The sequence below is a fragment of the Streptomyces sp. NPDC059009 genome, assembly GCF_042740175.1.
Taxonomy (GTDB): domain Bacteria; phylum Actinomycetota; class Actinomycetes; order Streptomycetales; family Streptomycetaceae; genus Streptomyces.
The window spans coordinates 110,584-123,602 of sequence record NZ_JBHYJB010000033.1; the positions used below are offsets into that span (position 1 = coordinate 110,584).

At 68.7% G+C, this 13,019-nt stretch carries 11 protein-coding genes; 1 reads left to right on the plus strand and 10 read right to left on the minus strand.

Features of this window, described 5'->3' with window-relative positions; translation table 11 throughout:
* Positions 1–311: 311 nt before the first annotated feature.
* From ACFWYM_RS29940 to ACFWYM_RS29955, 4 genes are all read right to left on the minus strand, one after another.
* Positions 312–1,118, minus strand: coding sequence for a hypothetical protein (locus tag ACFWYM_RS29940; protein WP_384844091.1), 807 nt, complete (start codon positions 1,116–1,118; stop codon positions 312–314).
* 1,440 nt (positions 1,119–2,558) lie between these two features.
* Complete coding sequence (locus tag ACFWYM_RS29945) at positions 2,559–2,801, minus strand: hypothetical protein (protein WP_384844093.1); 243 nt, start codon at positions 2,799–2,801, stop codon at positions 2,559–2,561.
* On the minus strand, positions 2,798–3,043 hold the full coding sequence (locus ACFWYM_RS29950) for a hypothetical protein (protein WP_384844096.1): 246 nt from the start codon (positions 3,041–3,043) through the stop codon (positions 2,798–2,800). Before ACFWYM_RS29950 ends, ACFWYM_RS29945 begins: the two co-directional genes overlap by 4 nt.
* A 71-nt stretch (positions 3,044–3,114) precedes the next feature.
* Positions 3,115–3,423: a DNA-binding protein gene (locus ACFWYM_RS29955; protein ID WP_384844098.1), complete on the minus strand. Its 309-nt coding sequence runs from the start codon at positions 3,421–3,423 to the stop codon at positions 3,115–3,117.
* A gap of 218 nt (positions 3,424–3,641) precedes the next feature.
* On the opposite strand from ACFWYM_RS29955, the gene ACFWYM_RS29960 reads away from it, so the two are divergent.
* Entirely contained in the window at positions 3,642–4,055 is a 414-nt protein-coding gene (locus ACFWYM_RS29960; protein WP_384844101.1) for a hypothetical protein, read from the plus strand.
* Positions 4,056–5,088: 1,033 nt separating this feature from the next.
* On the opposite strand, the gene cas3 is transcribed toward ACFWYM_RS29960, so the two are convergent.
* From cas3 to casA, 6 genes are read right to left on the minus strand one after another with little or no spacing between them, the layout of a single operon-like run.
* Positions 5,089–7,833, minus strand: coding sequence for a CRISPR-associated helicase Cas3' (gene cas3, locus ACFWYM_RS29965; RefSeq protein WP_384844104.1), 2,745 nt, complete (start codon positions 7,831–7,833; stop codon positions 5,089–5,091).
* Positions 7,834–7,876: 43 nt separating this feature from the next.
* On the minus strand, positions 7,877–8,539 hold the full coding sequence (cas6e, locus tag ACFWYM_RS29970) for a type I-E CRISPR-associated protein Cas6/Cse3/CasE (RefSeq protein ID WP_384844107.1): 663 nt from the start codon (positions 8,537–8,539) through the stop codon (positions 7,877–7,879).
* On the minus strand, positions 8,536–9,273 hold the full coding sequence (gene cas5e, locus ACFWYM_RS29975) for a type I-E CRISPR-associated protein Cas5/CasD (RefSeq protein WP_384844110.1): 738 nt from the start codon (positions 9,271–9,273) through the stop codon (positions 8,536–8,538). The genes cas6e and cas5e overlap by 4 nt, the downstream gene beginning before the upstream one ends.
* Entirely contained in the window at positions 9,270–10,526 is a 1,257-nt protein-coding gene (locus tag ACFWYM_RS29980; protein WP_384844112.1) for a type I-E CRISPR-associated protein Cas7/Cse4/CasC, read from the minus strand. Before ACFWYM_RS29980 ends, cas5e begins: the two co-directional genes overlap by 4 nt.
* The gene (casB, locus tag ACFWYM_RS29985; RefSeq protein ID WP_384844115.1) at positions 10,523–11,143 is read right to left on the minus strand and encodes a type I-E CRISPR-associated protein Cse2/CasB; all 621 of its coding nucleotides are present in this window, start codon (positions 11,141–11,143) and stop codon (positions 10,523–10,525) included. Before casB ends, ACFWYM_RS29980 begins: the two co-directional genes overlap by 4 nt.
* Positions 11,140–12,684: a type I-E CRISPR-associated protein Cse1/CasA gene (gene casA, locus ACFWYM_RS29990; protein ID WP_384844118.1), complete on the minus strand. Its 1,545-nt coding sequence runs from the start codon at positions 12,682–12,684 to the stop codon at positions 11,140–11,142. Before casA ends, casB begins: the two co-directional genes overlap by 4 nt.
* Positions 12,685–13,019 lie beyond the last annotated feature (335 nt).

The following is a 13,019-nucleotide window of genomic DNA, read 5'->3' on the forward strand; positions in this document are numbered from 1 at the left end:
GTTCAGTATCACGTCGGCAGGATCGGCAGTAGCGAACGCGGCTTGCCGTGAAGCGCAGATTCGTCTTATCAAGCCGGTGTCCGTGACTGCAGTGCGAGGGGATGGACCGAACACGTCGGTTCGTGATCCGCCGGGGGGCTTCGCCTGGCGATGGTGGACCGTTGGTGGGGCGTCCGTGGTAAACCCACCGCTGATAGCAGGCCACGCAGTAGCCGTGACCTCGGTGGGCCGCCTGCCTTCCGCACGATGCGCAGGTGACGGTGCGCCGCCGGGCGCGGTCGTTCATCGCCCCACCGCCTCAAAGATGACTCTCATGCGGCCCGCGCCCCCGTCCTGCTGCACCCCTTACGTCGTTGTGCCGCCCGTGCCGCCCGGCACGCAGGGCAGGGTCTTGTCCCCGATCGCGAATGTGCCGCGAAGCCCTGCGGCGTACCGCACATCCCTGTCGAGTCAGGGAGGGAGTTCGGGTCATCAATGGTGTCGTCGTCCCACGCCCCGACGGGCGCCCAGCCGAGTCCGCGGGCGTGATGGCGCGCCCGGCTCGCGGCGTATTGGCTCACGCCGCGGCTCAGCGGATCGGTGCACCACAGCTCGTTGTACACATCCCGCACCGCCCTCTCCGTACGGACCAGGACATGCTCGCGACGGAGCATCGCCGAGAAGCCCGCGTCCGACATGCCAAGGAGCGTGGCCAGACGCGACTGCGGCCACCCTGCGAAGACGAGTGCCTGCAGACGACGGTGGGTCCCGACGGCATCGACCGTCGCGTGCAACGCCTGCTTGCCCTCAGTAACCGAGATAGCGAGCACGGAAGCCGCGAGCGCGGGCCGTACGAACCGCTGCGGATGCCCGCCACGCTCGGCACACCCCTTCAGGATCACCTGGAGACGCTTGCGGTCGACGCCCGCGAGCTCCGCGATGCGCCGCAGCCCCAATCCGGAGCTCTGCAGGTCACGAAGGTGGCGGCGGACCGGCTCGGCATCGGTGTACGGATGCCACTGTCCACGGCGGAGCGCGTATTCACGGGCGTCGTTGTAACGGGCGACAGCGAACGCGCATACGTAGCAACGGCACCCGTCGAGCTTGTAGCGGGCGTATCCGTGAGGACGCGAACTCATGCGACCACCCCCTCCATCCGCGGCGCACCCTTGTTCAGCGCACGGTCGATATAGAAACGTGAGACACCGATCCGGGCGGCTGCCTGATCACGGCTGAGTCCGAAGCCGACCAGCCACTGGGCGTCCTCAGCGACGATCCGAATGCGTGACGTCTTGTCCAGGGCACCTTGGGGGTCTGAGCTCGATTCCGGGACGGCACGCGGATCGTCTATACAGGCATCCCAAGCGCCTGGTGGAGCCCAACCCCTCCTGCTCGCACGTGACTTGGCCCTGCCGTTCGTGCCGGGCCTCGCCACCAGGCCCCGGTAGGCCGCTCGCACGACGAAGTACGTAGCCGCAGTGACGTGCTCCACCCGCTCATGCACGATGTTCTGGATGGCGGCCGAGGACAGGCCGGTGGCGCGCGATATCGCCGAGGCTCCGTGTCCGATCGCGTAGAGCGCCTGGAGACGGCGGCGTGTTCCGTGCGCCGGGAGTCGGTCTGTTCGGCGAACGACCCTCGGTCGTACGGACAGGATCCGCGCGGCCGTACGCCGATTGAAGCTCGCGTTCTTTGCACGTACGGCGTTGGCGACGGAGGAGGTCGACACTCCAGCCGCAAGAGCGATCTGGGTGCAGCTCATGCCAACAGCCACCAGCGTTGCCACATGACCGTGCACCATTGCCGTCGGCACACGGACCCTGATCCCGTTGAGGTGCGCCAGCTCGCGCTCGGCGCAGGCTCGGGAGTGGGCGTCGGTGCAGGCCCGACAGCGGCAGGGGGCGCGACTGCCGGTACGGGTGCCTCGGTAGCGCGCCGGAGTTCCGTGTTCGGGGTGGGGCGCGGAGCGGGTCATCTCTGCTCCTGAGTACGGGCTTTACGCAGGGCGGGGAACGCTCGCGAGCGAGAAAGGGGCGGACCCGCTCTCCCATCGGGGGAGGGAGCTCGGAGAGCGGGCCCTCCGGCGGCGCGGGAAGGGCAGCCCAGCGCCGCGTCCAGGAGGGGCCTTTATCAGCACCCGGGTAAGCCGCTCCCCCACCCATGCTCGAGTCCGTCGGAGCTCGCGAAGCCGGTGGCGGCTTGGTGCCGGACGGCCAGCTGGTTGGTTGCGACACACCACATCTGCGGCCGGTCCCAGTCGGCGTTCGGATAGGCCCCTTGCACCAAGGCCGTCAAGCGGCCCGCTGTACCGGGCGGCGGCGTGATTCGTCGTCCGCTCTGTGCTTGGACGGTGACCACGTACTCGTAACCCAGCGCCTGCCCGCCGCCCCTTGCCCCTGCGGGTTCCACCAGGAGCGTCTGCGCGTTGGGCATGATCTGGCCTATGCGGTAAGGCAGTTGCTTGCGGTGCCGTCGCCGTCGAGACGCCGAGGCCCGCCTGGGGCGCGTGCCGTTCGCTGCCCGGCACGCGGCGCCTTCGGCCACGCTGGTCACTGGGTCGCCTTCGCCGCTCATCGCCATCAGCTCCCGAAGCGCACCATCAGGAACGGGTCGAACGCTGCGATGACCTTGTTCGCCGCGGCGAGGTCCGTCAGGGCATCCTCCCGCTCCGCGCAGTACGCCCCGAACGGGCAGCGCACAAGGTTGAACAGGGCGACCCGCGCTTCAACTCGTGCCTGCAGCACGTCTTTCGGAATGCGTGAACTGGCCATCGCCGACACCCGGTAAGGCACAGGCACAGCGAGCGGCTCCATCTCGATCATGGCTCACCTCCCAGAGGCAGGACCTCGAAGGACGCCACGAGTCCGCCGTCCTGACGGACCGTTCCCCGGGCCGTTTCGTCATCCAGGGACACGACCAGACGGCCCGGCATGACCCTCTGCAGATAGCGCTCCACTTCGTGCACCGCGGTTCCCGCTCGGCACGTCATCGGTGGCAGAGCGACGGAGTAGTCGAACGTGACCGTCACGACCTTGCCGTCGTCGATCGGAGAGTTGGTGGACACGGTCCACACTCCTGCTTGCGTGAGGCAGTTCTACAGCCTTCTTGCTGGGCCAACGGCCGAGCGGCGAAGCTTCAGCGCCCGGCTGCTTTGCTGGCCGACGCCTTCCGTTCGCGCCCCCGGGAGATGGCCGAGCTACGTGCACGGACAGCACCAGCGCCAGCGCCCACGCGACTCGACTCGTAGATGTGCGCCCTGTCGGCCTGGTTCGTCATGATCCGTCTGCCGGGCTTGCTCTTGATACCCAGCTTCTTGAGGATGCGTCGCGCATGGCCAACGCTGCACCGCAGCACGTAGGCCGTCTCCTGGACGGTCATGTACTCGGCAGCCGGATCCACCGGAGGAACCGGGCGGCCGTACTTCTCGTACTTCTCGCCAGCCATGTCACTCCTTAGGGATTGCTCCTGCGGAGAGCGAGGCTCCATAACCACAAGCTAGACCTAGTTAGACCTCCCAGTCCAGGCTCAACTACGACAAACTTTCCTCAACTTGGACCTAGATCTCTTCTAATCTAGGTCTAATTAGCACACACAGAGCCGTCTTTAGCTCTTTCTAGTCCGCACGCTTGGCTGGAGTCGCCCGCCCCTGCAACCATGGCCCCATGCCAACCCGCGACTTCGCACGCCTCGCGGACGCCGTCAAGGCCCGCCGACTCGAACTCGGTCCCCTCGCCCGCAAGAAGGCAGCCGAGCAGGCCGGCCTGTCCAAGGACACCTGGCAACGTGTCGAAGAAGCCAAACCAGTCCGCGACATGACCTACGCGAAGATCGACCCCGTACTGGGGTGGGCGCGCGGCAGCTGCGTCGCGATCACCGAGGGCGGCAGACCCGTCCACTGCGAAGCGTCGGTGATCGAAGGCGTCAGCATCGCGACGACCCACAAAGGTGATCTTGGTGAAGAAGTTGAGCAGGCGATCCACACCGCGTCGATCGCGACGACCGAGCTGACCGCTCGGGAGATCCGCGAGCTGAGCGCGCACATCTTGGGCGTCCTCCGACGGCGGGGCGTGATCTGACCAGCCGATCGGCACGGTCGCCTATTCAAGGCCCCAAACCGGCGTTAACTCTCAACGACTTGGTTCGTGCCGCAAAGACTGATCATCTTGCGACACTGAAGTTGTCCTCCGGTACGGATTCAAGACTTCCCAAACCTGCCATGCCAGCGCGGAGCGAGCCCACCGTTCTCCAGCTTGAATACCTTGGCGTCCGGCCGACTTCCGCACGTGCGGAGCAGACCCGACCGCCATCCCCAGCGACCTGTACCAGCCCCGTAGACCTCCGCTTGCGCGGAGCGGACTCAATCGTCACGAAAGCCGTACCGATAGCGTCCGGGACACCTCCGCGCGTGCGGAGCAGACTGCTGGGCAATCAGCAAGTTCAGCCACATCTGGGGGCTACCTCCGCGTGCGCGGAGCGAACGAGAAGGACACGCTTACCCCGGTCTCGATCGTCGGTATACCTCCGCGTGCGCGGAGCGGACCGGGACTATCAGACGCCAGATTTCTGGACCGTGGGACTACCTCCGCGTGCGCGGAGCGGACGAATCGGCCGAGACGCGAGCGCTCAGGACCGGAGGACTACCTCCGCGTGCGCGGAGCGGACCTCACGTCGACGCCGCCAGTCGACAGCGGCTTCGGACTACCTCCGCGCGCGGAGCGGACATGTCGGCAGTCGTCTATATGGAAGAGACCACGGGGCTACCTCCACGTGCGCGGAGCAGACCGCAGCGTGTTGGGCACCCCGGACACGCCCGCGGGACTACCTCCGCGTGCGCGGAGCGGACGGGCTGGAGCTCCTCGCCGTCGACTATCTGCAGGGACTACCTCCGCGTGCGCGGAGCGGACTGCTTGCTGCGGTTCTTGTCGCCCACCTGGATGGGACTACCTCCGCGTGCGCGGAGCGAACGATCCCGTGTCGGCTCTGACGGCCTGCGTCGCCGGTATACCTCCGCGTGCGCGGAGCGAACCCTTCCTGGCCTGGCACGTTGCGGCGGCTTTGCTCTTTCGTTATCAAGGTGCAGCGGCCCAGAACTGAGAGTTCATAGTGCAGTTAGTGGTGAGTGAGGCCGTTCTGCAGGTCGAGGCTGATGGCTCTTCTACCTGTTCGGTAGGAGGTGATGGTGGCGCCTTTGACGGAGTGGGGCAGGAGGACGACGTCGCGGAGTCCGGGGATGTCTGACCAGGCTTCGGGCGGGTTGGTGTTGGGGGTGCGAGCGGTGAGCCATTGGCTGTTGATGGGGATGGTGGCTTGCATGAGGCAGCGGATGGTGTGGCGGTCTTGGGGGTTGATGTGCTGAGGGAGGGCGGTGTGTGCGGCGTGGTGGGTGGGGTGGAGCCAGTGGTTGCCGTCGGGGGTGAGATAGGTGGGCAGGATACGGATGCCGTCGACGCCGAGGCGCGTGGCGATCTGGTCGGGGTGCTCGTCGGTGTTGGTGAGGGGGAAGAGGTCGCGGACGACGCTGGGGGTGGGAATGGCGGCGAGGTGGGCTACGGAGGCGCGTTGGGCGTCGTCGGCGATGCGGGCGGTGTCGTCGGCTGCGGCGAATTCGGGGCCGTAAACGGCGTCGATGAGGTCTTGGACGCCTTCGGGGATGTTGATGGGTGCGCCCTTGCGGACGATGAGGAGGTCGCGGGTGCGGCGCAGGATGGAAGGGCTGTAGACGTCCCCCCAGTGACGGGGCGGGAGTTGGCCGGCGGGGATCAGGACGGACAGGCGGGGCTTCCCGGTGGGGGCCCAGGTGGGGCGGTCGGTGCGGGGGTGGCGGTGGCCACGTCCGGCGCGTTGGAGGAGGAGGGCGAGGGGAGCTAGGTCACTGATGACGAGGTCGAAGTCGACGTCGAGGGATTGTTCAGCGACTTGGGTGCTGATGATGACGAATGGGCGGGCGGGTCGTTTGCCCCGGGAGCCGGTCCAGCGTTGGACGCGGCGGGTGATGGCGGTGCGTTGGCGCGCGGGCATGCGGGCGTGGAGGATCCGCACAAGGGGGTGGTGGGGGCTTGTGGACCAGGCGGTGTCGAGGAGGTTGCGGGTGGCCTGGGCGTCGGCGACGGTGTTGCAGATGATCAACGCGCAGCCGGTGCCTGTCTGTTCGAGGGGGGTGAGGAGGTCGAGAATGGCGTGAGCGCGGCCGGTGGCCTGGTCAGGGTTGTGGGTGGGAGTGCAGGGGATGGTGGTGATGGTGAGGGGGTGGGCTCGGTTTGAGGGGAGTTGGCCGGACGTGGCGATGGTGCCGGTGGTGTGGTCGGCGTAGGTCCAGCCGGGGTAACTCGGCTTAATGGGTGGGTTTTTGGCATGTCCGGCGCCATGGCGGTAGGCGTAGACGAGGGCTGCGGCGCTGTCCCCGGTGAGGGTGGCGGACAGCAGGATGACGGGGACGCCGAGGGCGCCGAGCCATTGCAGCAGGCGCAAAGTGAGGGCGTGGCCGTGGGCGTCGTAGGCATGGACCTCATCGATGATGACGGTCTTGCCGGACAGGCCCAGCCAGCGCATGGCCATGTAGCGGTGTGGGAGGACGGCCAGGGCGGCCTGGTCCCAGGTGCCGACGGTGACGCCGGCCAGGAAGCCGCGGTGGCGGCCGCGCAGCCACTCAGCCACAACGTCGGGGGCACGGGTGGCGCTGTGCAGGTCGTCGGGGGTGTAGGAGGCGTCCAGCCAGGCCAGGGCGTGGAGCAGTGTGACCGGGGGCGGGATACGGCAGTTGACGCGAGTGTGGTCGCGGACGCGGGCCCACATGGCGTCGGTAGTTGCCATGGTGGGCAGCAGGAATGCCAAGCCCTTGGTTCCGGCAGCCGGGCCCAAGATCCGTTCGCCGTATAGGGCCATCTCCGTCTTACCCTCGCCCGGGGGCGCGGTGATCAGTAGAAGTCCGGAACCCTTCTTCGCCAACTCGGGCAGTCGTGCCTCCAAATCGTCCTGGATGGGGTGGAGTTGTTGGCCGCTCAGGTGTGGGAAGAGATCTTGGATCTTCTTGGTGCGGGTCCAGGTGGGTGGCGTGAGCTGCGCGTCGCGCAGGGCCGCGGGGGCGGCGCGGCGGGCGCGCCGCGCGTGCGCCTCCCAGGCTTCGTCTGGACAGGTGGTGCAGTGCTTGTCCCAGCGGTGCTGGCGGGCGCGGATCCAGGGGAGTTGGGAGACGAGCCAGTCTGCGAGGATCACCAGACCGGTGGTGACGACGGCGCCTGGGCCGCTGGCAGTGCGGGTAGGGAGGGCGGGGATGCCAAAGAGGCGGTGGATGAGGTGGATCAGTTGTTCGCGCTGTTCGTCCCATGCCTTCTCCCCCAGGCCGGGCGCGGCGGTGAGCGGGCAGGTGACCTCACTGCCCTGGTGCGAAAGGGCCACGGGGTAGCTGCCGTGGTGGCCGCCGATGAGCTGGCCGATCTGGTGGGCGACGGTGCGGGTGGGGCGCCCGGTCAGAGGCGTGCCGTGGAGGCGGTTGAGGAGTTCGGGCAGGGCGAGGTGTGCGGCGCGCTGGTGGCTGGGTGAACGGAAAGCGGCGGGGGCGGGCTGATAACCGGAGTGGCCGGTGAGCCGGTCGGCAGCAGGGGCGCATGCCTGGAAACCGGGGGTGATCTTGCCGAGGTCGTGGAGTCCAGCCAGGCATGTCACGAAGATGCGGGCCTCGGGTTCGGTCAGGCCCCAGCCGTGGGCGATGACGCGGCGTTGGCGAGGGGCGAGGTAGCGGTCCCACAGGGCGGTGGCCATCGCGGCCGCGTCGATGGCGTGGCAGCCCAGCGGGTAGGGGTGGTCGAGGCCGCGCTCCTTGCCCCACAGGCGGTCCTCGAAGGCAGCAGGCTGCACGCGTGGATCCTTACGTTGTAGCCGAGTTGGGCGCGGAAGGCTGTCAGGGGCGATAGGGGGCCAGGGACAGCAGGCCCAGCCCGTAGGCGCGGCCCTGTCCGATGCCGCTGGTGATCGCAGTGCGCAGGGCGTCGGGGTCGGTGACGGTGGCGACACCCTCGAAGCGGATGGCGCGCAGCCGGATCCGTTTGGCCTCGCCACGGGTGGCCAGGACGTCGGGCTGGGGCAGGTCAAGCACGAGTTGGCTGGCCAGTCCCGCCTTGGCGGCCTGGCGCTGCCACCAAGCCAGGGCTTCGTCGCCAGCGACGGGGACGCGTTTGCCGCGCTGGCCGGGCACCGGCACGGTCTTGATGGGGTTGGCGTCGATGCGGTAGCGCACCAGCCGCCCCTCAGTGATCCAGTGCAGCAGGGGGGCGAGGTCACGGTGGTCCACTTGGCGGGCGTACCCGGCGGGCAAAGCGTTTCGGTTGATGGGCAGGGTGGACTGGATGAGGAGGGTGGCGCCGGTCTGTTCGCGTTCCACGCGGTAGAGAGTGTGGGTGGCGGCGCGCGGGGTGGTACCGAGGGCGTCGGGGAAAAGGGCCTGGACGGTGTGGTGGAGCCGGGTGGCGTCCTTGAGGTCGCGGTGGACGTCGCGGCTGCGGGCCTCCAGGGTGAGCTGGGCCAGGTGGAGGGCCGTGGTGGGCTGGACGGGGGCGGTGGTCATGCTGCCTCCTGTCGGTAGACGGTGAGGGCGTCGATCCATCCGGCGCCGCGCCCGGCATCCACGGCCTGGTCCAGGGCGCGTTGGCGCTGCCACACCTGGCGGCGTACGAGGGTGCGGCCGGGGCCGCTCAGGTCGCGCACCTCGGTGTCCGCCGGGGCGCCGGACTCGGGGGCGTCGTCGTAGATGAAGGTGACGGGCTCGCGCGGGCCGCGGGCCGCGGTGCGGTGCAGGGGCAGACGGTCGAGCTCGGTGACGGGGTCGGCAACTCCGTCGCGTACGAGGATGGGGGTGTCCGGGGTGCAGGAACGGCGCCCCAAGTAGGGGGCGAAGTGCGGGTACTGGAGCGCGATCCCGCAGCGGCGCAGGGTGGGGGCGGGACCGGTGACGGCGACGCTGAAGGCGGCGTCGGTCACATACCAGCGCTGGGTGAGGATGGTGCCCTCGCCGAGCTTCTTGAACTTGCCGTCCGCAGTGGGCGGGGTGAGGTGGCGGGGGTAGCCGCCACCGATGGTGTGGAAGTCCATCTCCCGCTGGCCCGGCCGGTCGATGCGGATGGTGTAGCGCAGTTCGGTCAGGTCGCTGTTGGCGTGACCGCGCGCCCGCCCGAGGGCGCAGGCGAGCAGGCCGGTCAGGGCGGAGTGGGTGGGCCAGCGGTGGGTGGTGCGGACCTCGAAGTCCGCCTCGCTGCCCCAGGACTGCAGCGGTCCGGACAGGTGCAGGATCAGCCCGCTCATCCCTGCTCCTTGGCGAGGGTGTCGATGACGCGGGTGATCAAGCCATCCAGGCCCGCCACCCGCTCTCCCAGGGCGTCGAAGGTGTCCTCGCTCAACCCGCTGTGGGCGTGCGTGACCAGGCCGGTGGTGCCCAGGAAGCGGTGATGGGCGGCCGCGTGCCGGTTCAGCTCGGCCATCGAGGCGGGCAGGTAGCCTTGCGGGCTGTCGGGGACAGCGGTCTCGAAGGCGCCGACCAGACTGACCGGGCGGTCGTTGCGCACCGCGATGTAGGTCAAGTGCGGCACGGTGAACGGGGCGGTGCCCGAGGACTTGGCGGGCAGCACAGTGGTCACGAACGCGCGCAGGAACTCCGCGGTCACGAGGTCAGCGGTCTCACGGTCGCCATCGAGGTTGCCGAGGAGTTCGGTGACATTGAGGCTGGCGTAGCGGTAGAAGGTGGCGGAGGTGTAGCGGTTGTCGCCCATGTGTCCGGCGCCGGTCTCAGTGCCCTCCTGCTCGAGGATGTCGTCGACGGCGGTGAAGTAGTCGAGCTGGGTGGAGGCGGCGTGCGTGCTCAGGCCGTGGGCCATCTGCACGGCGCCGTCCACGGTGGAGCCGGCCTCGTTGGCGAGCATGCGGCCGAACGCGGCGACGGATGCGTTCTTGGACTGCAGGATCGACAAGACCTCCGCCTTGGGCAGCACCTTCTTTGCGTACTTGGCCAGCGTGCTGGACTCCCCGATGGCCGGCTCCTCCTCGCCACCCCCGTCGGCGTCCGAGTCGGTGTCGTTGGTATTGCGGGTGGACTTCTTCGCGGCCTTCTGTGCTTCGGCGTCGATGTCGTACGCGGCCTGGGTGATGTCGCCGCGGTGTGTGTCGGCGAGTTCGGCGAGCTCGTCCAGGGCGCTTTCGGGCAAGAACAGCAGGGCATTGGTGCCCTGGCTGTCGGCGATGCCCAGGCCCTTGACGTCGGCGGCGAGGATCAGCATCTGCCCCGCTGTCAGGGCCACGTCTTCGTTCCAGCCGCGTGACACCAGGCGCTTGGCGACGGCCTTGGGCACCCCTCGGGTGCGCATCGCGCGGATCCCGGTGGCGTCCTCCACGGCACGGCGGGTGTGCCGCTTGCCGTTCTGCGAAGAGGACCGGGCGCGCATCACGCCGCCGTACTTCGCGGATTTCGGAGCCCCCTGCCGATCCCGGTTCAGGTTGGAGTAGGGGTAGGACTGGATCAGGTGGATGTCGATGTACAGGCTGTGCGGCAGGCTGGTGGTCACGTCGAACTCTCCTTGGCGGTGCCGGGGACGGCGGGGGTGTGGAAGGCGCGGGCCCACTCGATGCGGACGTCCTCGGCCCATCGCGGCCAGCGCGTGAGGTCGCGCAGCAGGACCGGCCACTGCACGGGGACCTGGTGCGAGCGCAGTAGCGAGACGGCGCCGGGCAGCTCCCGATAGAGGTCCTCGACGCCCAGCTGCGCCAGATGGGTCAGGGCGTCGGCGGCGTTGGACGGCCGCATGACACCGGTCGCTGCGGCGCGGGCATAGGACCAGCCGAGGTTCTGGCGCCTGTCGGCCGGCTTCGGCGACGGGGGCGGATTCTCCTTGCGGGTGCGCGGGTTGGGGGCGTCGTGGACCGCGTACAGGCAGGCGATCAGCAGGTAGGGGAACTCGGCCTCGCGGGTCGGCGCGTAGGCAGGGATTCCCCCGGCGGGCAGCAGGTGCATGTACAGCTGCCAGGGGGCGCTCACCTCGTCGGCCAGGCCCTGGCGCAGCGCCGCCCGGCCGCCCGGACTGGAGCAGGCGGTGTGGACGGTGCGCAGGAACCGGTCAAAGGGCTCCAGCGGGTTCGCCTGCGGCGCCGAAGGAGGCCCTGGGGGCGGGGTGTCGGTGCTCATGCGACCTTCTTCTTTCCGGTACGGGGGTGGGTCAGCCGGGCGCGGGCCTGGGCGATGGGGTGCAGGCCCTGCACGGTGGTCGCCGCCGGGCGGGTCGTGGCATCGAAAATGTCCAGCGCCAGGCCACGAAAGGCGGGAGTGGGCGCCTCGTCGTGGGTGATCGCGCCCCAGAACAGGGGTTCCGCTCGGTCCCAGTACTCGGCGGTGGCCTCATCGGCCCACGGGCAGCTCTTCTCCCCTGGTGCCATCTGCTTCCACGCCGCACGCAGGGCCTTGGCCATGGCGGCGCCCGCCATCTCCGCTGCCAGCCGCAACTGGGCTACCCGGGCGGCCCGTTGCGGGTGGTGGGCAGGTAGGAACGGGGCGATGCTGGCCGGAGTGGTCACGGCGTACCAGTGCTCATCCTTGTCCTGCTTGTCCTGGTGACAGCCCAGCGCCCGCACCCGCACCGGCCCCAGACGGCCCAGCACGTCCTCGGGCAGATCGGCGAAGACCGACAGCCACGCGGGCAGCACCTGCCCCTTGATCCCGGCCGCCGAAGGATCCTTGGCGTGGACGAAGGCGTCGAAGTCCCGCAGCAGCGAGCGGCGCCAACTCGCCCGTACTGGACCGCCCTTGGCACGGTCGACGACGAAGGGATCTCGGGCGGCGGGCAAGTCGGCACGACTCCCCCACGCCACCCAGAAGCCCACCGCCTGCGCGCCTGTGGCATCCGGAGCGAGCAGCAGATGATGGCTGGTCCGTCCCGTCAGCAGTGACACCGGGCCCTTGGCCGGGGCGGGCGACAACGGATCTTCCAAGTCGTCGCGCTCCCAGGGAGCGAGATCCTCGACCGGGTCCGTGTCGCCGTCCGGAGGTGGGCAGCCCAGCAGCAGAGAGGTGAACAGGTTCTCGCCCAAGGGGTGGAACGACACCAGGGAGCGCAGCGGCGCCGCCTTCATGCTCTTGGTAGTCACCCCGCCGTGGCACCGCTGACCTCCCAGGCCCGCGGGCCCGAACCCACGCCAGGCCAGCAGCCAGCCGAGTGCCTCGGTGGAGTCGACGGGCTCGTCCTGGTGGGTGCGGTCCAGCCACGGCTGGTTCGCCCCGGACGGACGCGGCATGACCAGCTTTGCCGGTGACGCCTGCCGTGAACACTCCTCCGCCAGGCGCGGGTCCTGCAGCAGGGGCCGCCGTGGATCGTAGAGATCGAAGCGGTTCTGCCACGTATCGAAGTACGCGTTCACAGCCTCCGCATCGAACCGGCCAGCCGCCACCAGAGCATCAAAGTGCTCCTCCCAAGCATCCTGGTCGGCCAAGTCCAGGCCGCTCACGCGCACTGCGAGAGCCGTGAGTAGCCGCCGCAGCATCGACTCCACTGCCGGGTTTGGCACCTCAAGGTCGGAGGCGAGATGCGCGGCCAGCAGCGCCACACGCAGCCCAACACACTGCTGGGAGCCGGGGGTGGCTCCCGGGACCAGGGTCTTCAGCTCCTCCGGGTCGGCGTCCCGGCGGAACACCAGTAAGGCGCACGGCTCTTCAGCCGCGCTGTAGAGGGACATACACTCCACTTCCCATCATCATGACCACCAACTCCACCTAGATAACGGAGAGTTGTCTCAGCATCGCCGAATGCAAGCGGAGCGACGTTAAGGGGACCTGCGGAACAGCCGCAATCGAATCCGGGGAACTCACCGGAAGTGTCAGAGGCGTGGGCTAGCGTGCCCTCGGGAGCGCTCCGAACGCCGGAGGTGTACCCGGGACATGCGGGATGAAATATCCCAAAGAGCCCCTGCTCCGCACTAGGTCGTGTCCGCAAAGTCGGTTGGCTCGTTGGGTATCTCGTGGTGCGTCGTCATGAGTTGACCGATCCGGCGTGGGCTGTGGTGGAGCCGTT